At 70.7% G+C, this 24,427-nt stretch carries 14 protein-coding genes; 5 read left to right on the forward strand and 9 right to left on the reverse strand.

Annotation, left to right across the window (positions count from 1 at the left end; all coding sequences use genetic code 11):
• Positions 1-17: 17 nt before the first annotated feature.
• The 5 genes from ACQG07_RS14110 (at position 18) to ACQG07_RS14130 (ending at position 9,126) form a co-directional block, all read left to right on the forward strand.
• Complete coding sequence (locus tag ACQG07_RS14110) at positions 18-4,721, forward strand: type I polyketide synthase (RefSeq protein ID WP_426738578.1); 4,704 nt, start codon at positions 18-20, stop codon at positions 4,719-4,721.
• A 35-nt stretch (positions 4,722-4,756) separates the two neighbouring features.
• Positions 4,757-6,874, forward strand: a complete 2,118-nt coding sequence (locus ACQG07_RS14115) for an MMPL family transporter (RefSeq protein ID WP_426738579.1) — start codon at positions 4,757-4,759, stop codon at positions 6,872-6,874.
• A complete protein-coding gene (locus ACQG07_RS14120) occupies positions 6,875-7,882 on the forward strand; it encodes a hypothetical protein (RefSeq protein WP_426738580.1) in 1,008 nt (335 codons plus the stop codon).
• A gap of 31 nt (positions 7,883-7,913) precedes the next feature.
• The gene (locus ACQG07_RS14125; protein WP_426738581.1) at positions 7,914-8,561 is read left to right on the forward strand and encodes a 4'-phosphopantetheinyl transferase family protein; all 648 of its coding nucleotides are present in this window, start codon (positions 7,914-7,916) and stop codon (positions 8,559-8,561) included.
• Positions 8,562-8,625: 64 nt separating this feature from the next.
• Positions 8,626-9,126: a DUF2087 domain-containing protein gene (locus tag ACQG07_RS14130; protein WP_411557405.1), complete on the forward strand. Its 501-nt coding sequence runs from the start codon at positions 8,626-8,628 to the stop codon at positions 9,124-9,126.
• Positions 9,127-9,294: 168 nt separating this feature from the next.
• Here the strand turns inward: ACQG07_RS14130 and ACQG07_RS14135 are convergent, their stop codons facing one another.
• From ACQG07_RS14135 to ACQG07_RS14175, 9 genes are all read right to left on the reverse strand, one after another.
• The gene (locus tag ACQG07_RS14135) at positions 9,295-10,926 is read right to left on the reverse strand and encodes a beta-N-acetylhexosaminidase (RefSeq protein ID WP_411557406.1); all 1,632 of its coding nucleotides are present in this window, start codon (positions 10,924-10,926) and stop codon (positions 9,295-9,297) included.
• A 115-nt stretch (positions 10,927-11,041) separates the two neighbouring features.
• Positions 11,042-11,392, reverse strand: a complete 351-nt coding sequence (locus ACQG07_RS14140; protein ID WP_426738582.1) for a hypothetical protein — start codon at positions 11,390-11,392, stop codon at positions 11,042-11,044.
• A 301-nt stretch (positions 11,393-11,693) separates the two neighbouring features.
• Positions 11,694-13,436: a DUF5605 domain-containing protein gene (locus ACQG07_RS14145; protein WP_426738583.1), complete on the reverse strand. Its 1,743-nt coding sequence runs from the start codon at positions 13,434-13,436 to the stop codon at positions 11,694-11,696.
• A gap of 89 nt (positions 13,437-13,525) precedes the next feature.
• Positions 13,526-16,354 (reverse strand): family 78 glycoside hydrolase catalytic domain, encoded by a 2,829-nt coding sequence (locus ACQG07_RS14150; protein WP_426738584.1) that lies wholly within the window; start codon positions 16,352-16,354, stop codon positions 13,526-13,528.
• The gene (locus tag ACQG07_RS14155; protein WP_426738585.1) at positions 16,351-18,828 is read right to left on the reverse strand and encodes a beta-glucosidase; all 2,478 of its coding nucleotides are present in this window, start codon (positions 18,826-18,828) and stop codon (positions 16,351-16,353) included. The genes ACQG07_RS14150 and ACQG07_RS14155 overlap by 4 nt, the downstream gene beginning before the upstream one ends.
• 216 nt (positions 18,829-19,044) lie before the next feature.
• Positions 19,045-19,896 (reverse strand): ATP-binding cassette domain-containing protein, encoded by an 852-nt coding sequence (locus tag ACQG07_RS14160; RefSeq protein WP_426738586.1) that lies wholly within the window; start codon positions 19,894-19,896, stop codon positions 19,045-19,047.
• Positions 19,893-21,752, reverse strand: a complete 1,860-nt coding sequence (locus ACQG07_RS14165; RefSeq protein WP_124768000.1) for a dipeptide/oligopeptide/nickel ABC transporter permease/ATP-binding protein — start codon at positions 21,750-21,752, stop codon at positions 19,893-19,895. The genes ACQG07_RS14160 and ACQG07_RS14165 overlap by 4 nt, the downstream gene beginning before the upstream one ends.
• Entirely contained in the window at positions 21,749-22,690 is a 942-nt protein-coding gene (locus tag ACQG07_RS14170; protein ID WP_079704501.1) for an ABC transporter permease, read from the reverse strand. The genes ACQG07_RS14165 and ACQG07_RS14170 overlap by 4 nt, the downstream gene beginning before the upstream one ends.
• A gap of 160 nt (positions 22,691-22,850) precedes the next feature.
• The gene (locus ACQG07_RS14175; RefSeq protein ID WP_085511321.1) at positions 22,851-24,371 is read right to left on the reverse strand and encodes an ABC transporter substrate-binding protein; all 1,521 of its coding nucleotides are present in this window, start codon (positions 24,369-24,371) and stop codon (positions 22,851-22,853) included.
• Positions 24,372-24,427: the final 56 nt, after the last annotated feature.

Genomic DNA, 24,427 nt, shown 5'->3' on the forward strand with positions numbered 1-24,427 from the left:
TCGGAGGTTCTCTCGTCGTGCCCGTTCGACCACTCGCCATCGTCGGCCTGTCCGCCCGCTTCGGTGGCGCGGCAGACGCCCACCAGTACTGGCGCAACATCCTGGCGGCCCGACGCAGCGGCTCCGCCGTCCCCCGCTCGAGATGGGATCACGCCTCCTTCTTCGCGCCGCACGACCCCCGAGCGGTGCATCACGCCTACTCCGACCAGGGGTCCTTCATCGACGGCGTCGAGCAGTTCGCCGCTCGGCACTTCCGGATCCCACCCAGTCGCGCGCACGCGATGGACCCGCAACATCGCCTGCTCCTCGAGGCAGCGCGAGCCGCCTGGATCGACGCCGGGTTCGAACGTCGTCGCATCGACCGGTCGTCCACCGGCGTCTTCGTCGGGATGGCTGCGAACGATTACCGCGAACTCTCCTCGCTCCGCATCCGGGCGCAACTCCTCGGCGACGACTCGGTCCACGCGGAACACGCCGGCCCCGACCTCGCGGCGGCGATGGGCGCGCGCGTCGCCGGTGTGCGCCCGTTCCACGCGTTCTCGATGCCGGGATGCCTGCCGAACATGGGGCCGGCGCTGGTGAGCAGCACGCTCGACCTCGGCGGCCCGAGCTTCGCGGTCGACGCCGCGTGCTCCAGCAGCCTCGTCGCGCTCCACCAGGCGATCGCCGCCATCCGGTCCGGGCAGTGCTCGGCGGCGCTCGTCGGCGGCGTCAACCTGAGCCTCGTCCCGGATGCGATGGTCGCCTTCTCCCGGATCGGTGCGCTGTCACGGAGCGGGGTGTGCCGACCGTTCGACGGCGATGCCGACGGATTCCTCCTCGGCGAGGGCGTCGGCATGATCGTCGTCAAACCGCTCGAGGCCGCCATCGACGACCATGACGACGTCTACGCGGTCATCCGCGGCTCCGGGGTGTCCAACGACGGCCGGGCCGAAGGACCGATGACGCCGACGACGGACGGACAGCTGGCAGCGCTCCGCCGGGCCTACGAGGACGCCGCTGCCGACCCCGCCGACCTGGGCGTCGTCGAGGCGCACGGCACGGCCACCCCGGTGGGCGACCGCACCGAGCTGGAATCGCTGGCGGCGCTGCGTCGTCTCGGGACATCGCCGCACCGGACCGCCACGGTCACGGCGGTGAAGGCGCTCGTGGGGCACACGATGGCGGCGGCCGGGATCGCCAGCATCGTCAAAGCAGCGCTCATGGCGAGGCATCGGGTCGTCCCCGGGCAGCCCCGCCTGCGTTCCGAGGCGCACGCCGAGACCCTCCGAGACGGCCGCCTTGCGCTCGCCTCCCGCACCATCGACCCGGGCGACGACGGTCTGGGCCTCATCGGCGTCAGCTCGTTCGGGTTCGGCGGCACCAACGCGCACGTGGTGCTCGAATCACCGGCGACGCGAGCAGGTCGAGTCCGTCGGCGTGCCGCTGGGGGAGCGGCCGACGAACCGCTCCCGCACCTCCTCGTGTTCTCGGCCGCCGACCCCACGCTGCTCGGCGAGCACCTCCGTGCGGTCCTCGCCGTCCTCCACGCCGCCGACGCACCGTCCATCGCCGGCCTCGCACGGACCTTGAGCTTCCGCTCGCTCGCGAGCACCCGTCTGGCGATCGTGTGCCGCACCGCCGCCGAGCTGATCTCCGGGCTGTCGGCCGCCGTGGAGCAGCTCGCTAGCGGAGCCACCGGGGTGATCTCCGCGGACGTCTGCACCGGTGTCCGTGTCGACGAGGCCGCTCGGCGGATCGCCTTCGTCTTCCCCGGGCAGGGTAGCCAGACCCCGCGGATGCAGACTGACCTCCTCGACCGGTTCCCCGCCTTCCGTGCAGCGGCCGAGACCTTGAACGAGCAGGTGCTCGACGAGACCGGGGTCGATGTGCTCGCGGCGCTCTCCGCGGCCGACGCCGACACCCCCTCCGGAGTCGACCGTCTCACGTCCACCGAGGTCTGCCAACCCGCGCTCGCGGTGACGGCGCTCGCGGCCGTGGCGCAGTTGCGCGAGATCGGCGTGGAGCCCGACCTCGTCATCGGGCACAGTGTCGGTGAGCTGCCCGCCCTGGCGACGGCGGGCGCGCTCGAGGCGCCCGCCGCCGTGCGGCTCGCCGCGGTCCGCGGACACCACATGCGGTCGGCTGCGACGCGACCCGGCGACGGCATGACGGCCCTCGGCTGCGACGCCGAGCGGGCCGCAGCGCTCCTCAGCGGCATCGACGACGCGTGGATCGCGGCCGCCAACGATCCCCGGCAGACGGTGGTGAGTGGAACCGGCGAGGCCCTGCGCACCGTTGCGGAACGGTGCGTCGAGCACGGGGTGTCGACACACCCGCTGCGCGTCGCCACCGGGTTCCACTCGCCCCTGCTCGAGCCGATCCGGCCGGCCCTCGTGGCGGACCTGTCGCGATTCCGGCCTCGCGCGCCGCAGGTGCAGCTCGTGTCGACCGTGACGGGCCGCGCGGTGGAGACGAGCGAGGAGCTGGGCCGTCAGCTCGAGGAGAACGTCTTCTCCACGGTGCGGTTCCGCGAGGCGATCGAGTCGGCGTCCGCATCCGACGTCGGTGTCTACGTCCAGATCGGTGGGGGTTCGGCGCTGCTCGGGTCCATCCGGCGCTCCCTGGGCGATGCGCCCGACGTGCACGTCATCCCGAGCAGCGCGTCGGCGCCGGACGGCGCGGCGACCTTCCTCCGACTGCTCGGCCGGCTGACGGTGCTGGGAGCCGACCTCGACCTGTCATCGCTCGTCCCGCCAGACACCGCGGGTGTGGCGCTGCCGATCGCGCCGCTGCCGACCGAGCCGTACTGGGTCGTCCGACCGGACGCCTCCGACCCGACGACCACGCCCCGAGTACCCACATCCGAACCGCACCGACCACCCTCCCCCGTCGAACAGGATCCCCACTCCATGCGTCACAACCCCCACGACCTGCCGCCCTCCCCGCTCGCCGGACCACCGTCGGCACGACCGCCGATCCAGCCGCGAGCCGCCGAGGCCCAGGCCGACCACCTGCCCGGACTGCTCGCCCTCATGCACCGGCAGCTGAGCCTCATCGAGGGTTCCGGGCAGGCCGGTCACGCGCCCGCGTCGACGGATCCGTTCCGTTGGTCCACGGAACCCGGCTCGCCGCAGGCGGAGGTGGTCGCGCGGATGGGCCTCGCAGCCTCCCGGTCGCATCGCGCCGAGTCCGACGCGGTCATCCTCGGCATGGTGTCGCGCATCAGCGGGTTCCCGCTGGACCTGATCCGGCCCGACATGCACCTCGTCGAGCAGCTCGGATTCGATTCGCTGATGATGCGTGAGCTGATCACCCAGCTGCACACGGAGTGGCCATCGCTGCCGACCCCCGCCCAGCTCGGCGAGCGCTTCGCCGGGCGGCCCACGGTGGAGCAGGTGCTGGACGGCGTCGGGTCCCTGCTGCACCCGTTCGCCGAGGAGCCGCAACACCGGCTTCCGCGGGTCGAGACGGAACCGGTGGCTGCCGCTTCCCCGGCGTCGGCCGACCGCCCGACCCGATGGACCGAGGCCGACGCCCGCATCGAGTGCTTCCCGGAGGCGGTCGCCATGCGGGAACGCCGGCAGCAGACCGACCGCAACCCCTACTTCCTGCTCCATGAGGGGATCATCGACGCGACGACGACGATCGGCGACGCCCAGCTCGTGAGCTTCTCGAGCTACAACTACCTCGGTGTCACCGGCCACCCCGTGGTCGCCGAGACGATCGCCGACGCCGTGGCCCGATACGGCAGCTCGGTGTCCGCCAGTCGGTTCCTGTCCGGTGAGCGCCCGATCCATGCCGAGCTCGAGCAGGAGCTCGCCGACCTCCTCCAGGTGGAGTCCGCGCTCACCCTGGTGAGCGGCCACGCGACGAACGTGAGTGTCATCGGGCACCTGGTGGAACCGGGCGATCTCATCGTCCACGACAGCCTCGCGCACGACAGCATCATCCAGGGGGCGAAACTCTCCGGAGCCACCCGGCGGTCCTTCCCCCACAACGACCTGAACGCGCTCGACGACCTCCTCGGCGCGATCCGCGGCGGGTTCCGCCGAGTCCTCATCGTCGTGGAGGGCGTCTACAGCATGGACGGCGACCTCGTGCCGCTCCCGCAGCTCATCGAGCTGAAGCGGCGGCACGGCGCACTGGTGCTCGTCGACGAAGCGCACAGCATCGGAACGGTCGGCGCGAACGGGGGCGGGGTCGGCGAACACTTCGGCGTCGACCGCTCGGACATCGACCTCTGGTGCGGGACGATGTCGAAGTCGCTCGCCGGATGCGGCGGCTACGTCGGGGGCACCGCCGCGGCGATCGATTACCTCAAGTACTCCGTGCCCGGGTTCGTGTACAGCGTCGGCATCACCCCGGCGAACGCGGCCGCGTCGCTCGCCGCCCTCCGGCTCATGCGCGACGAGCCCGAGCGCCTCAGCCGCCTGCGGCAGAACGCCGACCGCTTCCGCGAGACGGCCCGGGCCGCCGGCATCGACATCGGCGACAGCGCCGACTCGCCCGTCGTGCCGTGCATCGTCGGCAGCTCGGAACGGGCGCTCGCCCTGGCGACGGCGCTCTTCGACCACGGCTTCAGCGTCAACCCGATCCTGTACCCGGCCGTACCGGACGACCAGGCGCGGCTCCGCTTCTTCATCACCGCGGAGCACACCGCCGAGCAGATCCAGCGGGTCGTGGACATCACGGCATCCGAACTCAACCGCATCACCCACGACATCGAGGTATCCGAATGACGAACCACTCCAGAACGACTCCCAGACGACGGGCGGTGATCACGCTCCTGATCGGCCTGGTGTTCGCGATCGTGGCGAGCATCGCGGGGGCCGACGTCCTCGACAACCTCAAGACGGGCGGGTTCGACGACCCGCAGTCCGACTCCGTGGCTGCAGCGGACGTGCTCGCCGACCGGTTCCCCGGCAGCGACCCGAAACTCGTCCTCGTCGTGGACGTCTCCGACGGACTCGACAGCGCCGCCGGCAGGGAGGCGCTCGACGACATCGTCGGCGCTGTTGACGATGTGGACGGCGCCAGCGTCACCGGCTCCTACGCCGACGCGGAGCAGCTGCGGAGCGACACGGACCGCGGCGTCGTGCTCGTGGCGCTCGCCGGAGACGAGGACACGGTGCAACGCGCGACCACCGCGCTCCGCGGGACGATCACCGAGGAGGTGACGTCGGCCACGGTCCGGTTCGGCGGCATCGCGGGGATCAACGACGACCTGAACGCGCAGGTCAAGACGGACATCATCGTCGCGGAGACGATCGCCATCCCGATCACCCTCGTGCTGCTGTTCTTCGCGTTCCGCGGTGTGGTGGCCGCGCTGCTGCCCGTCGGCGTCGCGGGCGTCACGATCCTCGGTTCCCTCGGCCTGCTGAACGTGGTCGCGCAGCTCACCTCGGTCTCCCTGTTCGCAGTCAACCTCGTCACCGCGTTGGGCCTCGGACTCGCCATCGACTACTGCCTGCTGTTCCTCACCCGCTATCGGGACGAACGCTCGGGCGGAGCCACCGACGAGGAGGCGTTGCGGATCGCTCGGCGGACGACCGGCCGGACCATCGTGTTCAGCGGCGTCGTCGTCGCCGCGGCGCTCGCCACGCTGATGCTGTTCGACCAGTACTTCCTGCGCTCGTTCGCCATCGCGGGACTCGTCATCGTGGCCTGCTCCGTGGTGGGCGCGGTCGTCCTGCTGCCCGCAGCCCTCACCCTCCTGGGTCGCCGGATCGACTGGGGCCGTCTGCGCTCGCGGCGCCCGGCCGGGGCCGAGGGTCGGTTCTGGTACCGGGTGGGCGACCACGCGTATCGCCGTCCGTGGTTGGCGGTGCCCGTGATCGCGCTGCTCATCGCCATGGCCGCGCCGTTCGCGCACGCGGAGTTCGGGGTACCCGACGAACGAGTGCTCCCCGCCGACGCCGAGAGTCGTGTCGTGGCGGACATCATGCGGTCCGACTTCGACGTCGCCGAGGCGGACGCCGTCTCCGTCGTCACCGAGGACTGGGCGGGGACGGACCGCGAGCTCGAGGAGTACGCCACCGGACTCTCCTCGATCACGGGCGTCGAGGCCGTCACGACGTCCCTCGGCAGCTTCGTCGACGGACGCCTCGTCGTCCCGGCCGACGCGCGGACGGAGCAGCACTTCCGTGACGGTTCGGCGCTCTGGCTGCAGGTCGCGACCGACGTCGTCCCGTACTCGCCCGAGGGCTCGGAGCTCGTCCGCGACGTCCGTGCGGTGGACCCTGGAGCCGGCTCGACCGTCCTGGTCGGTGGCCTCGCGGCACAGATGATCGACATCGGTGACTCCATCTCGGCGCGTCTGCCGTTCGCCGCCGCGGCCATCGCGCTCATGACGCTGATCATCCTCTTCCTGTTCACGGGGAGCGTGCTGCTCCCGATCAAGGCGCTGGTGCTGAACGTGGTCGGGCTGGTCGGCATCCTGGGCGTCATCGTGTTCCTCTTCCAGGACGGCAACCTGTCGGACGTGCTCGGCTTCACCCCGTCGCCCATCGCCATCTCGATCCCGATCCTGCTGTTCTGCATCGCCTTCGGACTCTCGATGGACTACGAGGTGTTCCTCCTCGCGCGGATCCAGGAACGGTTCCGTGCCACGGGCGATCTCGCGGAGGCGGTGCGGAGCGGGCTCGGTGCGAGCGGCCCGATCATCACGGCCGCTGCGGCGATCCTCGCGGTGTCGTTCTTCGCCATGGCGACCTCCGGGGTGTCGATCATCAAGATGCTCGGCATCGGTACCGGTATCGCGATCCTCATCGACGCCATCCTGATCCGCGGCGTGCTCGTCCCGGTCTTCATGCGCGTCGCCGGACGATGCAACTGGTGGGTGCCGCGGTGGCTCGCGGCGATCCACCGTCGCATCGGGATCACGGAGGGCTGAGTGGACGCGCGGTTCAGCGGCCTGTCGGCCGATGACGACCTCTCGGCGCTCGTGTCCGAGGCGACTCGTGCGGCGAACGCCCACAACACGCAGCCGTGGGGCGTGGACCGTCAGGGCGACGAACTCGTCCTCCGCCGGGATCGCACTCGCACCCTCGGCGCGAGCGATCCGCGAGGACGCGACACGATGCTGTCGTTCGGAGCGTTCGTCGAGTCACTCCTCATCTGTGCGGCGTCGGCCGGTGTCGGACTGCGCTTCGAGGCCTCCACCGGCGGTGACGCGGAGACCGATGAGGTCGGCCGGTTCTCGCGCCGCCAGGAGGGCTACCAGACGACGTTCTCCTCGGCGGACGTCCGTGGACGACGCGTCTGGCGAGGGCGATGGCGGGACGGCGCTCCTCCGCCCGACGTCCTCACGGCGGCCGCTGCGGAGGTGGAGCGTGCGGGGTTCCGGCTCGTCTCGATGCCGACCCGGGACGCCCGTCCGTTCCTCATCCGAGCCAACCGGTGGTTCTTCGGCGACGCGGCGATCGTCGCCGAGCTCCACCGGTGGACCCGCCTGTCGCCGCGCCACCCCGACTACGACGAGGACGGCCTCAACGACGCGATGCTCGTGCTGTCGAAGGTCGAACGTGCCGGCCTGCGGACGCTGATCAGCCCGCGGGTGTTCCGCACGCTTCGCGGCGTCGGGCTGCCCGGGTTGTTGGCGAGGATGTCGGCCTCCGCGACCCAGGGCTCCGGCACTGTCCTCGGTATCGTCGGACCCACCGGGGCACAGCAGGAACTCGCCGCGGGGCGACTGCTCACCCGGCTCTGGCTCGGCTTCCAGCGTCACGGCCTGTACGTGCATCCCCAGAGCGCACCGCTCGACTGTCCGGAGACCAGAGCCATGCTCGAAGAACGCTGGCAGGTCGCTCCGGACGAGCAGCTCGTCGCCTGGTTCCGGGTCGGCATCCCCGTCTCCGACCCCGCGGCGCGCGTGGCGTCCCCGCGTCGGTCGGGTGGTTGAATCCGCAGCCGCTGTGGTCGACGCTCTCCGGATGCAGGTACCGTCGGGCGTCGTCGTCTCGGCGTCCGTCGGCACCGCACCCGGGCCGTTCGGGGTCCGTCCGACTCAGGCTCTTCGGAGCACCGAATCCCGCTCGGCGCGCGACTGCGCCAGGGCGGCACTCGCGACGCTCGGCCAGCGCTCCGCGGACATCCCGACGGGGGAGGGCGGGCAACCGATCTGGCCGACCGGTTTCGTCGGGAGTCTCTCGCACTGCCCCGGTTTCACGATCGCAGCCGTCGGTCGCGTCGGTGTCGCGAGTGCCATCGGGATCGACGTCGAGGTGCACCGGCCCGTCCGTCCTGCCGTCGCGGCGACGATCGTCTGCGGGAGTGAGGCGTCCATGCTCGCGCGACTCGCCTCGTGCCATCCGCCCGTCGCGTGGAGCGCCGTGCTGTGGAGCGTCAAGGAGAGCGTCTTCAAGGCGTGGTATCCGCTCACCGGCCGATGGGTCGACTACACGGCGTGTGAGGTGGTGATCCACCCGGATCGGGGCTCGTTCGATGCGCGGGTCGTCGTGCCGGCCGGTCGGACCGCGCGCTCGACCACGCCGCGCACCTTCGCCGGACGATGGTCGGTGGTGGGCACCCACCTCTGCAGCGTCGTCATCGTCCCGGCCTCGCGGGGACAGGACGGGTGATCGGCTGATCCGGTCGGCGCGGGTACCGTTGAGGACGATGTCGTAGACCGCAGGAGGAGGGGCCATGTCGGACGAGGAACGGACGACGACGGACTGGCGTGCAGTGGCCGCCGCCCTCGCGAACGACGACGCCCGGACGGTGTACGCGCAACTCGTCCTCGGGCAGGAGCCCGACCTCGGCGCCACCCAGCGTGCTGTGCGGCGAGCCGAGCAGAGCGTTCAGGCGCTGTCTCGGGTGGGCCTGCTGGATGTTGACGGACGCACTTCGGGCAGGGCGTTCCGGGACCTCCTCGCGGCCGCCGCACCGCCGAAGCGCGAAGGGATCGACCGCTTCCTGGTCGACGGTCGGATCGTGCAGTACCCGTCGAATCCGGACGAGCGGCAGGCGCTGTTGCAGCGCGTCGCGGCATCAGCGCTCCAGCCGGGCGAGGTGGTCGACGAAGCCGAGATCAACGAGCGGTTGTCCGCGTTCCACGACGACGTCGCGGTGCTCCGGCGATACCTCGTCGACGCGCAGCTCGTCGAACGCACGCGCTCGGGGACCGAGTACGCGCTCGTCACCTGAGGAGGCCGCCCTTCGACAGGCTCAGGGACCGGTGCGCGCGACGGTGGACCTCTTCCGGTCACTGAGCTTGTCGAAGTGCGCAAGGGGTCTTGTGGGGCCGCCCTTCGACAGTCAGGGACCGGGTGTGGCTCAGTGACCGGCGGCAAGTCCACGGCCCGCCGGCCGGCGTCAGGCGCGGATGTCCTTCGTGAGCTCCTCCACGAGGGCGGCCCGCTGCTCGCGGGTGGACGGTCGACCCTCGGCGTCGGGACGCTCCTGCCACGGGAACGGTCCCGAAGCGCGGCGGTACTCGACCCCGAGGGCGTCGAGGCGGGCGAGGTGCTGCTGCAGCCGCGCCTCGAAGCCCGCGAGGTCGCGCTCGCGGCCGACCCAGGCGACCTCGGCGAGTGCGCACAGCCGCGGGTATGCCTGGTAGTCGATGACGCGGGCGGAGTCCATGTGCTCGGTCCAGATGTTCGCCTGCACCCCGATGATGTGCTCGGCCTGCGCCTCCGTCAGCTCAGCCGGCACCGGCTCGAAGGTGTACACCTCCGCGACGGTCAGCGGTGGCCCGACCGGGATCGGCTCACCCGGCAGCTCCGACTCGCGGTAATCGAGGTAGACGCGGTCGTCCGGGCAGGCGATGACGTCGTACCCCTGGCGTGCGGCGGCGACCGCACCGAACTCGCCGCGCCATGAAGCGACGGTCGCGTCCTTCGGCAATCCGCCGCCCTCGAGGATCTCGTCCCAGCCGTACAGGCGTCGGCCGGCGGCGGACAGGTGCGCCTCGAGCTGGCGGATGAACCACGCCTGCAGCGCTTCGACGGAGTCGAGCCCGCGCTCGGCCATGAGGGCTCGCGTTCGAGCGCTCGCTGCCCAGCGGGTCTTCTTCGCCTCGTCGCCACCGACGCCGATGAAGGTCGATGGGAAGAGCTCCATGACCTCGTCGAACACGGTGCGGAAGAACGCGACCGTCTCCTCGCCCATGTCGAGGATCGCCTCGTTGATGCCCCACCTCGTCCACACCGACGGCTCGTCCGCGTCCTGCGCCACATCCGGCACGCCCAGCTCCGGGTACGCGGCGATGATCGCTCGCGCATGACCGGGCAGGTCGATCTCGGGGACGACCGTGATGGACCGCTCAGCGGCGTAGGCGACGATCTCGCGCAGGTCGTCCTTCGTGTAGAAGCCGCCGTGCGGGCGGCCGTCGCCGGGAGCGTGCCGTGCTGCGCCGTGCTGGCTCTCGGTCCGCCACCCGCCGACCTCGGTCAGCTTCGGGAACGCGTCGATCTGGATCCGCCAGCCCTGGTCGTCGGTGAGGTGGAAATGGAGGACGTTGAGCTTGTGGCGCGCGGCGAGGTCGATGAACCGCAGCACGTCGGACGTGGGGAGGAAGTGCCTGGCCACGTCGAGCATGACGCCGCGCCACCCGAAGCGCGGGGCGTCGTCGATGGTCGTCGCCGGGACGGTCCAGTCGACGCCGGGGACGAGCGCACGGCGGTTGACCGCAGGGGGGAGGAGCTGGGTCAGGGTCACCGCGCCGGAGAACGCGCCGGAGGCGTCGGCGGCGACGATGCGCACACCGTCCGCGTCGACCACGAGCCGGTAGCCGCCGGCCGCGACGGTGTCGTCGTGGATGAACGCGATGCTGTCGGTCCGCAGGTCGATCCGTGCGTCGAGGTCGAACCCGGTCGACGTCTGCAGCACCCCGCGCAACCAGCGGGTCGCGGCCGAGAAGCGGCGGTCACCGCCGAGCCCGGTCGTCTCGCTCAGCGTGAAGGCGCCGTCGTGCTGCTGGATGGACACGGGCAGTGGAAGCATCGGTGGTTCTCTCCTCGAATGCTGATGGGCCGTTCTCAGGACATCTGCGGCGCGGCTGGCCGGGAACCCGGTGACACGCCGGAGGACTCCTGAGAAAGGTCCCGGATGGTGGAGGTCAGGACGGGCGGTCGACGAGGGTGGTGAGCCGGTCGGCGATCAGCGTATCCGAGACGACGGTGAGCGGCGACTGACCGGCCTCGGCGGCGAGCTCGGCGATGCTGCGGCCGACGAGCTCGCGGAGGTCGGGGTGCGACACCTGCGCAATGCGCACAGCGGACCAGTCGACGCGCTCGTCGAACGGCGGCTCGGCGAAGGCGCGTTCGAGTTCGTCGACGATGGCGTCGTCCCGGAGACGGTCGATGACGGCGTCGCCGCCACCGCCCGCCACCCAGGTGGGCAGCAGGGCGGTGAGGGCGGTGCCGCGGAGGACGCCGCCCGGGAGGATGGTGCCGGTGCCGTGATCCATGGGCCGCTCTCCAGTCGTCGGGCGATTGCGCATGTTGCAACGGGGGTTGCGTCAATGCCCGACAACTGTAAAGGGTCCGAACAAACGTGTCAACGCTGTGGAGACGGCGTTGCGGGGGAGGGTTGCTCGGCACTTCGACAGGCTCAGTGACCGGGGAAGGGTGGGCCTCGTGACCGAGGAGGTGGCTCAGCACTTCGACAGGCTCAGTGACCGGGGAGGGATGGGCCTCGTGACCGGGGAGGGGTGGGTCTCGTGACCGGGAGGTGGCTCAGCACCCAGGGCCCCTCCGTTCCCGGCTCGGCTACTCCACCAGGCGGAGGCGGACCGCCATGAACTGGCGGCCGGGCAGGTCGACCCGGACGGTACCGGTGTACGTGCCGGGCAGGGTCTCGACCGTCATGTTCCAGGTGTCGAGCACGTCGACGTGGAACTCGCCCTCGGGGAGGAAGACGTTGCGGAACCGCGGCCGGTTGAAGCCGAAGTAGCCGATGACGTACCGGCCGGCCACCCCGCCCCACGGCACGTCCCAGTCGCCGGGGAGCGGGTCGAGGACGCCCGTCGGGGACTCCGCCGAGATGCGCTCCAGGAAGGCGATGCGTTCGGGACTCGAACCGATGAGCGGACCGCCCTTCGACCAGAACAGCTCCTCCCGGTCGTTGAGGTAGGTCTCGCCGTGGCCGACGTAGCCGCCGCGGATCGCCCCCTCCCAGAACCGTCGCACCATCTCCTCGCCGGTGATGTTGCCCCAGCCCTGGTCGATGTCGCCCTCGTAGGCGCACTCGTCGATGACGATCGGCTTGCCCCACTGCTCGCGCCAGGCGTCGGTGTTCTCCGCGGTCCGGTAGACGTCGACGCGCTGCACGCTGCAGTGCGTGATCCAGGGCTTCGCGTAGTCGTAGAACCCCTGGCAGTTGTGGATGGAGTTGAGGTGGCCGTGCGGGTCCTCCGCGCCGACGACCGCCGCGAGCCGCTCCCAGTCGTCGTTCGTCTTCGCCCAGAGCAGGTCGTACTCGTTCGCCATCGACCACCACACGTTCGCGAACGCGGCGAGCCGGCGGACGGCGTAGCGGAGGTACCGTTCGTCGACGGCCGGACCGAGGTCCGCGAAGCCCCAACGGTCGTAGGCGTGGAAGAGGATCAGGTCCGCTTCAATGCCGAGCGTGCCGAGCTGGGTGATGCGTCGCTCGAGGTTCGCCCAGTACGTCGGGTCGAAGCGCTCGTGGTCGAACCCGTCTGCGAGTGAGCCGACGAAGGGGAACGTCTCCGGCTCGTTCGCGTTGTAGAGGTACGACTTCGGGAACACGCACATCCGGACCTTCGTGAACGGCGCGGCTTCGAGGGCGCGGAGCGTCTCCTCCTGCAGTTCCTCGGGCTGGTGCGTCCAGGCGTAGGCGGTCGTGCCGAGCGGGCGATGGCGGGTGCCGTCGGCGTGGGCGAAGTGGAAGCCGTCCACGCGCACCGGTCCGTGGCTGCCCGTCGTCGCGGCCGACACGGTGAACGCGCCTGCGACGCCGTCGAGTGATCGGGCGGTCGAGCTCGTGGTGAACGACCACTCGCCCTGCTCCTCGGCGAGCAGCCGCACCAGGTACCGGCCGTCGCCGTCGTAGAACCCGCCGACGGTGAGCTCGCGTGCGCCGTTCGTGAACGTCGCGCCGAGTTCCACGTCGACGAACGGGTTGCCGTGCGACGGCCCGTCCAGCCGGATCTCGACGACGCCGTACTGCGGGACGTCGCCGGGGACCGTCAGGGTCGCCGAGCCGCGCGGGACGTCCTGGCCCTCGTAGTCGGGAGCGGGCTCGATCGCGGCGCCGTAGGGTGCGCGGGCGTCGGGACCGTCGTCGACCTGTGCGAGCGCCGCCCAGAGACGATCCTTCGCCGCATCGTCCTGCAGCTCCGGCACGATCGCCGACAGCTGCCCGAGACGGATGCTGCGGAACTGCTTGGCCATCGGCGAGGCGGCGATGCCGGGCAGGAACTGCTCGAGGACGGTGCGACCCGCCGGGCTCTCGATGACGTCTCCGAAGGCGGAACTGCGGTCGAACATGGATCTCCTGTGATCAGCCGAGCGGGTCGGCGGCGGGTGCTACTGGTGCAGGCGGTGCGAGTGTTGCACGTGGAACAGTCGAGTGGGGGTTATCGCGCAACTTCTGATGCCGGAGTGGCTGCAGCAAGCGCTGCGTCCACGTCGTCGAGCATCGACGGCGGCGTGAACATGAGGAGCTGACGGACGGTCCGACCACGACTCCACTGGGTGCCGCGGCGGATGTCGTCGGCCTTGGCCTGATCGTGGGCACCCACCGAGCTGAGGAGGGCGTCGTACGCGGCCGGTCGGTCGATGATCTCGGAGAGCGGCGAGTCGAGGCCGAGCGTGATGTCGTCGTCGGCACTCGAGCCGGCGTCGGGGACCTCGACCGTCCAATCGTGGCGACCGGACCCGATCGTCTCCTCCGCGGCACCCGGCAACGCGACCGTCGCCGTCGTGTTCGGCGGCACGACCGCCGACACCCGGAGGGACGACCCTTCGCGCCGCCACGCCACCGACGCCTCGCCGTAGGGCGTGACGTGTCGGGCCTCGGCGTGGTCGAGTCCGTCGATCGGCCGCGGTGCGATCCGGAGTTCGCGGTAGCCGGGACCCGCGGGAGCCAGGCCGGCTACGGTGCGGTGCAGCCAGTCGGCGACGGCGCCGAGCGCGTAGTGGTTGAACGAGGTCATCTCGCCCGGGTTGACCGAGCCGTCCTCGAGCAGGCTGTCCCAACGCTCCCAGATCGTGGTCGCGCCCTTGGTGACGGGCGAGAGCCAGGAGGGGTTCTCGGTCTGGAGCATGAGGCGGCCGGCCGCGCGGAGGTGTCCGCCGTCGGCGAGTGCGTCGGTGATGAGCGGCGTCCCCACGAAGCCGGTGCCGATGCGGTAACCGTCGGCGCGGACGAGGTCGGCGAGGCGGTTCGCGAGGCGCTGTCGCAGGGCGGGGTCGTCGACGAGGTCGAACCGCAGGGCGAGGGCGTACGCGGTCGGCGCGTCGGACATCATCCGGCCGGCGGGCGTCACGTACTCGGCGGTGAAGGCCGCCCGACTCCGCTCGGCCAGTTCGCCGTACCGCTCGGCGTCCGCCGTCTCCCCGAGGAGCCCGGCGGTGTCGGCGAGGATCCGGAGCGATCGCGCGTGATAGGCGCTCGCGACGATGTCCGAGTCGACCCTGGCCTTCGCCGGCTGGTCCGGCGGCGCGCTCGGGTCGAGCCAGTCGCCGAGCTGGAAGGTGTTCGACCAGAGACCGTCGGTGCTCACCCGGAGCACGGCCTCCACCCAGGAACGCATCGACGGGTACTGCTCGCGCAGGATCCCGAGGTCGCCGTAGCGCTCGTGGAGCACCCACGGCACGATGGTCGCGGCGTCGCCCCAGGCCGCGGTCGGCCCACCACCGGCGAATCCGGACAGTGCGGCCGGGACCACCATGGGGACGACACCGTCCTGGTGCTCCTGCTCGAGCGCGAGGTCGCGCAGCCAGGAGTCGAGGAAGGCGGAGCTATCGTAGAGGAAGCTCGCGGTCGGGGCGAAGACCTGCAGGTCACCCGTCCAGCCGAGCCGTTCGTCGCGCTGCGGGCAGTCGGTCGGGATGCTCAGGAAGTTGCCGCGCATGCCCCAGACGACGTTCTCGTGGAGGCGGTCGAGCAGCTTGTGCGAGGAGGAGAACCAACCCGTGCGCGTGAGGTCGCTGTGGAGGACGACGGCGGTGACCGACGCCGGGTCGAATGCGCCCGGCCAGCCGTCGATCTGCGCGTAGCGGAAGCCGTGGAAGGTGAAGCGCGGCTCGATCGTCTGTTCGCCGTCGCCCGAGAGCGTGACGTGGTCGGTGGCTGCGGCGTTGCGGAGGGGACGCAGGGCGAGTTCGCCCTCGTCGAGGACCTCGGCGTGCCGGAGCGTGAGCGTCGTGCCCCGCGGGCCGGCGACGGTGAGCCGGAGGCGGCCGACGAGGTTCTGGCCGAAGTCGAGGATGGTCGTGCCCGACGGCGAGGTGAGCACCTCCGCGACCGCGCGCTCCTCGATGCGGCGGACGGGCGCGGCGATCCGGGCCTCCGGCACCGGGTGCGCAGCGTCGTCGACGAGGGCCGGGGCCCAGGTGGACGCGTCGAGCGCCGTCGTCGACCAGCCGGGTTCGACCAGGGTGGTGTCGATCGCCTCGCCGGCGTAGATGCCGCTGTCGACGAGCTCGGCACCGTCTGCCGCCGACCAGCTCGCATCGGTGACGAGCGTCTCCGTCGTCCCGTCGAGGTAGTCGAGCTGCAGCTGGGCGGCGAAGCGTGGCTGGTCGCCGTAGATGCGCTCGGCGAACTGGAAGAACCCGTACCGCTCGGTGTACCAGGCGCCGGCGACGGTCGCGGCGATGACGTTCTCACCCGGCTCGACGAGCGCGGTGACGTCGACGGTCTCGTGCACGAGGCGGTCGCCGTAGGCGGTCCAGCCGGGGGAGAGGACGTCTTCCGAGGCGGGCATCCCGTTCAGCTGCGGTTCGGCGGCACCGAGCGCGGTCCAGAACAGCCGGGCGCGACGGACGGGCCCGCCGACCGTGAAGGTGCGGCGCACCCGGATCGGTTGCGCAGGACGCTCGGGCGCTGCGAGACCGATGAAGCGGGCGGTCCAGGCTCCGTCGGCCAGGAACGCGGCCTCGACGACGGTCGGCTCGCTCCAGGGTGTCTCCTCCCCAGCAGTCGACGCGGCACGGACCTCGACGGTGCGCACCTCGTCTGGGCCGAGTGGTGGGAACGGCCAGGAGACGAGGACGGAGTCGCGGCCCTCGACACGTGCCGTGGCACCACTGCCGTCCCGGAGCTCGGCCCAGGCCTGCACCCAGTCGGAGCCAGCGGTCTCGACGGTCCAGCTCAACCGAGGCGTCGGCGTCGCAACCGCGGGGCTGTCGTCACGGGTCTCCGCCCGCAGTCGGCCGATCCGCGCGACGTGCGCGGTCATCGGGAGGTCCCGGCTGCGATGGTGACGACGTGCTCGTCCACGAGGTCGACGACGGACGATCCGATCCGGAGGGTGACGTCGCCTGGCTCGACCTGCCAGCCGTCCGCCCAGTGGGCGAAGACCCGGGCGGGCAGCGCGACCTCCCAGGCGACCGACTCGCCGGCGCCCGCGCGGACGACGGCCGATCCGACGAGCCAGCGTACGGGGCGGTCGACCGAGGAGTCCGGTCGCTCCGCGTACACCTGGACGACGTGCTTGCCGGCGCGGTCGCCGGTGTTCGTCGCGGTCCCGGAGACGCGGGCGTCACCGGAGGCGACGTCACCCGAGACCTCGCCACCGTCGATGGACCAGCTCGTGTACCCGAGCCCGTGGCCGAACCAGTAGGCGGGCGTGGCACCCGAGCGGAGCCACGCGCGGTAGCCGATGTGGATGCCCTCCTCGTAGCGGAGCACGCCGTCCACCGGGGTGACGTCGAGCACCGGGACCTCGTCGAGCGCCGCAGCCCAGGTGGTGCTCAGGCGACCACCGGGTTCGGCGACCCCGAGCAGCACGTCGGCCAGGGCGTTGCCCATCTCCTGTCCGCCGAACCAGCCGAGGAGCACGGCGGCGACCTCGTCGCTCCAGGGGAGCAGGACCGGGGCGCCGGAGTTGACGATCACGACGGTGCGCGGGTTCACTGCGGCGACAGCCCGGACGAGCTCGTCCTGACGGCCGGGGAGGGTGAGGTCGCTGCGGTCCCAGCCCTCCGACTCGACCTTCGAGTTCGTGCCGACGACCACGACGGCGACATCGGCCGCGCGGGCCGCCTCGACCGCCTGGGCGATGAGGGCGTCGGGGTCGGAGTCGTCGGGAGCGCGACCGACGGTGACGCTGATCGCGCCGAGACCGTTCTCGCTCGGGGAGAGGTCGAACTCCGCGCGGAGTTCGACGGCGACGTCGGCCTGGGCGGCGAACGCCCCGGTCGCCGACGGCGGGGCGAGCAGCGCCGCGCCGAGGTCGTTCCCGACGACCACGGGTTGCTCGTCGACGAGGAGGACGCCGTCGACGAAGAGTCGGCCGTGGAGCCCCGTGGCGAAGCCGAGTCGCAGTTGCTCGGTGGCCTCCGGCGTGTACGTGGTGGTGAGCACGAGCTGCGACGCCGTGGTGACCGGGGCGTCGCCGCCGAACCAGACGAGCGCGGTGGACCGGCGGTCCTCGGTGAAGAGTTCCGCGCCGTCGGCATCGAGGAACGTGGCGACGAGACCGGTGTCACCCGTGCGCGGGTTGGTGAGGCGCTCGAGCGGGAGTTCGGCGACGCCCTCCTGCACGATCGCGCCGACGGCGTAGTCGATCGTCGCCTCGGGGAGCGCGAGTCGGAGTCCCTCGAGTGGGCTGACGGTGTGCTCGGGGAGGACCGTGGCACTGCCGCCGCCCTGGGTGCGCGAGTCGCGGGCGTTGTGCCCGATGACGGCGACGCGGGTGAGCGTGGCGGCGTCGAGGGGCAGGGTGCCGTCGTTGTCGAGCAGCACGACGCCCGCGGTCTCGGCCTCGCGGGAGAAGGCGACCCCGTCGACCGGGGCCGGCGCCAGCGCTTCCTCGCCGAGGGCACCGACGCGGACCGCGAGCGCGAGGAGCCGGGCGACCTTGCGGTCGACGTCGGCTTCGGCGACGCGGCCGTCGCGGACGGCCTCGACGAGGGTCGCGCTCCATGCGGGAGCAGGGCCGGGCATGGCGAGGTCCTGCGACGCCGGTGCCGAGCCGAGGCTGCGGACGCCGGTCCAGTCGCTGACGACGACGCCGTCGAAGCCCCACTCCGAGTTGAGCGGCGTCTCCAGGAGGTCGTTCTCGCTCATCGTGACGCCGTCGACGGAGTTGTAGGCGCTCATGATGGCCCAGGTGCCGGCCTCGGTCACCGTGCGCTCGAACGGTGCGAGATAGAGCTCGCGGAGGGCACGCTCGCTCGCATGCACGTCGACCGTGAAGCGGTCGGTCTCGGAGTCGTTGGCGACGTAGTGCTTCGGGGTCGCGGCGACACCGTTGTCCTGCAGGCCACTGACGTAGGCGGCCGCGAGCGAACCGGTGAGTTCCGGGTCCTCGCTGAACGCCTCGAAGTGCCGCCCGCCGAGCGGGGAACGGTGGAGGTTGATGGTCGGGCCGAGGACGACGTCGACGCCCTTTCGGCGGGCCTCGGCCGCGGCGACGGCGCCGTATCGGTAGGCGAGCGACGGATCCCACGAGGACGCCAGCGCGGTCGCTGACGGGAGGTTGATCGACGGCGAGCGCTCGTCCCACAGCGGACCGCGGACGCCGGCCGGCCCGTCGGACAGGACCATGGCGCGCAGGCCGATCTTCTCGAGCGGCACCGTGGTCCAGAAGTCGGCGCCGGAGACGAGCGCGACCTTCTCCTCGAGGTCGAGTCGGGCGACGAGGGCGTCGATCGCCGCGGTGTCGACGGGCTTCGTGGCGGCGGCGTGCCGGGGAGTGGTGATGGTCATGCGATGTGGGTCCGTTCTGGGGTGGCCCTTCGACAAGCTCAGGGACCGGATGGTGGGTCTCGGGGACCGGTTGTGGGTCTCAGGGACCGGATGTGGGTCTCGGGGACCGGATGTGGGCCCTTCGACGAGCTCAGGTGCCGAGCGATGTGCGTGGTGCGCCCGGCCGGCCAGGTTCCTGGCCCCGGCCGACCGGGCGGTCGTGGTGATCCGGACGGATCAGGCGGCGGACTCCGCCGCACGCTGCTCGTCGATGAGGCGGCGTCGCTCCACCCGGCGGTCCTCCTGGCGGTCCGGGTCGGGGATCGGTGCCGCCATGAACAGGCGCTGCGTGTAGGGGTGGGCCGGGTGCGCCGTCACCTGGTCGCCGTCGCCGGACTCGACGATCTCGCCGTGGTACATGACCGCCACGCGGTGGCTGATGTGCCGGACGACTGCGAGGTCGTGCGAGATGAACAGGTAGGCGACGCCCGTCTGCTCCTGGATGTCGATGAAGAGGTCGAGTACCCGCGCCTGCGTCGACAGGTCGAGGGCCGACACGGGCTCGTCACACACGATGAGCTTCGGATCGAGGGCGAGCGCCCGGGCGATCGCGATGCGCTGCCGCTGGCCGCCCGAGAACTCCCGGGGGAGCCGTGAGGCCGCGCCGGTCGGCAGCTGCACCTGGTCGAGCAGGGATCCGACGCGCTTGCGGGCGTCGGCACCGGAGACACCGCGGACGGTGAGCGGCTCGGTGAGGATCTGCTCGATCGTGAGCGAGGGGTTGAGCGAGGAGTACGGGTCCTGGAACACGACCTGGATCTCCGAACTCAGCGCTCGGCGCTCCTTGCGCTTCAACTGCCCGATCTCCTGGTCGCGGTAGCGGATGCTGCCGCCGGTGACCGGGGCGAGGCCCAGCACGGCGCGACCGAGCGTGGTCTTGCCGGAGCCGGACTCGCCGACGAGACCGACGGTCTCACCGGGCTTGATGTCGATCGACACGCCCTTGAGCGCCTTGAACGACTGGGCACGGAACCCCTTGCCCGGGTACTCGACTTCGAGGTCCTTCACCTCGAGCAGTGACGACGTCATCGGGTCTCTCCTGTCAGGTTCGTCGCGAGTGCCGGTCGGGCGGGACCCTCGTCGAGGATCGCGCCGAGCAGCGACTGCGTGTACGGGTGCTGCGCGTGGTTGAAGATCGAGCGCACCGGCCCGGTCTCCACGATGAGACCGTTCTGCATGACCGAGACGCGGTCGCAGAGGTCGGCGACCACCCCGAAGTTGTGCGTCACGAGGAGCATCGCCATGTGGCGCTCCGCCTGGAGGTCGCGCAACAGGTCGAGGACCTCCGCCTGCACGGTCACGTCGAGGGCCGTGGTGGGCTCGTCGGCGATGATGATGTCCGGGTCCGTGGAGACGGCGCCGGCGATGAGCACACGCTGCGCCATACCGCCCGAGACCTCGTGCGGGAACGCGGCGAAGGTGCGCTTGGGGTTCGGGATGCCGACCCGCTCGAGCAGGGCGAGCGCCTTGTCCGTCGCCTCCTTCTTGCTCAGGCCGAGGGTGACGCGCAGGGGTTCGACGAGCTGGCTGCCGATCGTGAACGCCGGGTCGAGGTTCGACATCGGCTCCTGCGGGATGTAGCCGATGCGCTTGCCGCGGATGGCCGTGTACTCGCGCTCCCCGAGGGTGTCGAGTCGGGTGCCCTCGTAGCGGATCGTGCCGTCGGTGACCCGGCCGCCGCGGGGCAGGAGTCCGAGGACGCCCCACGCCGTCTGGGTCTTGCCCGAGCCGGATTCACCGATGAGGCCGTGGACCTCGCCCTTGCGGATGTCGAGGTCGACGCCGTGGACGACCTCGGTGACCCGGCCGCCCTCCTGGTCGTAGCCGACGCGGAGGTCGCGGACGCTGAGGACGAGCTCCTCGGCGCGAGCGGAGGCGCGAGCGTCGTCGTCGTGACGGATGGGCGGGACGCCGACGATCTCGTCCTCGCTGATCCCGGAGGTGCTGATCGACTGGGTGACGATCGTGTTGGAGCCCGTCTTCGACGTCGTCACGATCTTGCGACGGCGCCGACGGACGGACACGGTGCGCTCGAGCTCGTCGCGCATCGCGTTGGCGAGCAGGGTGAGCGCGATGCAGGTGAGTGCGATCGCGAGCGACGGCCAGACCATGAGGATCGGTGCCTTGTAGATGTTCGTGAAGCCGTCGTTCAGCATCGAACCCCAGGTCGGCACCGACAGGTCGCCGAGACCGAGGAACTCGAGGCCGGACTGGATCGCGATGGCGATGCCCGCGATGATCGCCGACTGGATGATGATCGGTGCGCGGACGACGGAGAGGATGTGCTTGCCGATGATGCGCGGGTCGCTGAGGCCTGAGACCCGGGCGGCGTCCACGTAGAGCTCCGAGCGCACGGCCGTGACCGCCGCATAGACGAGGCGGAAGTAGGAGGGCGAGAGCAGGATGCCGAAGATGGCCATCGAGATCCAGACCGACGGGCCGAGGACGGCGCGGGCGGCGAGGAGGACGACGATGCCGGGCAGCGCCATGATGAGGCCCGTGAACCAGGACGACACGGAGTCGAACCAGCCCTGGTAGTACCCGGCGATCAGCCCGGCGACGACCCCGATGACGATCGCGACGACGAGGGCGAGGAGCGCTGCGGCGACGCTGATCTGGGTGGCGGCGAGCAGACGGGAGAACACGTCGCGCCCGGCGCTGTCCGCTCCGAGGAGATGGTCGGCGCTCGGTGGCGCCAGGACCTGTTGCAGGGACGCGAGGTTCGGGTCCTGCGGGGCGATGAGCGGTCCGAAGATCGCGACGACCCCGATGAGCGCGAGGAACACGAGCGACGCGGCGCCGATCGGGCGCTTGAGGAGCCGACGCAGGAGGTTGACGCGGACCTGCGGGGTCGGGACGGTGAGCGGGGTTTCGATGGCGGTCATGACAGTCGCACCTTCGGGTTGAGCGCAGCCTGCGCGAGGTCGATGAGCAGGTTGACGACGACGACGATGATGGCCGTCGCGATGACGACCCCCATGACGATGGGGATGTCGCCCTGAGTCGTGGCCTGCACGGCGAGCTGACCGATGCCCGGGAGGGCGAAGATCTGCTCGATGATGACCGCGCCGCCGAGGAGGCCGATGAACTGCACGGCGAGGACCGCGAGGGCCGGGCCGCCGGCGTTCCGCAGCACGTGCTTGTAGATGACGCGGCCCGTGCCGAGCCCGCGACTGCGGAGCGTCCGGACGTAGTCCTTCGACATCGCGTCGACGACCGAACCGCGCACCTGCTGCGAGACCGTCGCGATGGCACCGATCGCGAGGGCGATGATCGGCAATGTCACCGAGGCGACCCAGCCGGAGAAGGACGTGGTGATCGGGATGTACCCGGTGGCCTTGAACAGGCGGAGGTTGATCGCGAAGGTGATGACGAGCACGAGCGCGATGAGGAAGCTGGGGATCGCGAAGCCGATGACGGAGATGAACTGGACGACGTTGTCGATCCATCCACCGCGACGGGCGGCGAGGACACCGAGGATGACGGACACGATCGCGGCGATGATGGTCGCGCCGAGCACGATCGAGAGGGTGACGGCGAGGCGGCCGGTGACGCCGGAGGAGACGAGCTGGCCGGTGAACCACGAGCGGCCGAGGTCGCCCTGGAAGGCGGAGGTGATCCAGTCGAAGTACTGCACCGGCAGCGGGCGGTCGAGGCCGAGTTCAGCCGCCTTCTTCGCGACGGTCTCGGTGGTGGCGCTCTGGCCGAGGATCCGGCGGGCGATGTCGCCGCCGCCGAGGTAGAGGAGGGAGTACGCGATCACGGAGATCACGAAGATGAGGACGACGCCGGACACCAGGCGTCTGAGGATGAATCCGAGCATGGGTCACTCCAGGAAGTGGGTGAGTGAGGGGTGTTGGGGCCGGCCCGTCCGAGCGCTGGGCACTCGGGCGGGCCGGGGTCGAACCGATGTGCAGCCGGCCGGTCCCGGTCCCTGAGCCGGTCGACGGGCGAACCCCTCGACCGGCTCAAGGATCAGCGGACTACTTCGGCTGGATGTCGTAGATGGACGGGTACGCGTTCGTCGGGATCATCTTGACGGTCGTGTTGGCGTCCGTCGCGAAGCTGCCCTGCACCCGGTAGAAGGGGGCGAACCAGGCCTGCTCGACGATGTAGGCGTTGAGTTCCTTGGCGACCTTGCCCTGCGTCGCCTCATCGCCGTACTGGATCTGCTTGATGTACTCGTCGACCTTTGGGTCGTCGTACTTGAAGGGGTTGAAGACGGCGTTCGGGGCGATCATGAACTGGATGAGCTGCCAGTCCGGGTTCTGCTCCAGCGCCATGAAGGAGACGGGGAACTTCGGGGCCAGGAGGTCGGCGATGAAGTTGTTGCCCGGGTCCGTGTACTCGGCGGTGATGCCGACGTCGGCCAGCTGCTGCGAGATCAGCGTGTAGGTGGTGGCGCCGAGCACCGTGGAGGACGGCATCGAGAGCGTCAGGCCGTCGGCGTAGCCCGCCTCGGCGAGCAGTTCCTTGGCCTTCTCGGGGTCGTAGCCGTAGCGGTCGTCGAGCGACTTGTCGTAGGCGGGGGAGTTCTCCGGGAAGACCTGACCCGTGACCGTGCCGTTGTCGTTCTGCAGCGCCTTGAGCAGCGCCGGGCGGTCGAAGGCGTAGTTGATGGCCTGGCGGACGCGGACGTCGGCGATCGCCGGGTTCATCGTGCCGGCGCGGTCGAGGAGCAGCATGCCCTGGAAGTCGAGTTCGTTGGCGTTGACGGTCCAGCCGGCGCCCTCGACCTCCGCGAGGTTGTCGTTGTTGGCGAGCTTGATGCCGTTGACCTCGCCCGACTTGACGGCGTTCAGGCCTGCGGTCGCGTCCTGGAGGACGTTGATGGTCAGCTTGTCGTAGTGCTGCCAGTCCTTGTTCCAGTAGTCGGGGTTCGCGGTGTAGCTGTAGCTCGTGCCCGTGACGGTCGCGGCCGTGTCGAGCACGTACGGTCCGGAGCCGACCGGGTTGGTGGCGAGGTCGGGGCTGTCGAACGACTCGGCGCTGGCGATCAGGCCGGGGTCGCGGGTGAGGTAGTTGAGCATGGCCGGGTCGGGTGCACTCAGGGTGATGACGACGGTGGTGTCGTCGGGTGCCTCGACGGAGGCGACGCCCGCGAAGTAGCCGGCGTCGGGGGAAGTGCCGGTCTTGAACCGCTCGAGGTTCTGCTTGACGACGTCGGCGGTGAGCTTCGACTTGTCGGTGAAGGTGACGTCGTCGCGGATCTTGAGCGTCAGGACGGTGTTGTCGTCGTTGTACTCGTAGGAGGTCGCGAGCGACGGGACGATCTCACCGTCGGCGGTGGCGACGAGCAGGGTGTCGAAGACGGCCTGGTAGAAGGGCGAGCGGTTGCCCCACTCCGAGCCGGCCGGGTCGAACGTGGTGGGGGGAGTGATCGCACCCAGGATCAGGGTGCCACCGGAGCCGCTGTCAGAGCCGGAGGTGCTACCGGAGCATCCGGTGAGCACGAGTGCAGCAGCGGTGACCGCGACGGCTGCGGTCGTCTTCCATCGGAACATCTTTGTCCATTCGCTGTGAGCAATCCCTCATCGGATCGCTGGTGATTGAGGACGCT

Origin of the sequence: Plantibacter sp. 2H11-2, assembly GCF_050031945.1 — a bacterium.
GTDB classification, from domain to species: Bacteria; Actinomycetota; Actinomycetes; order Actinomycetales; family Microbacteriaceae; genus Plantibacter; species Plantibacter auratus.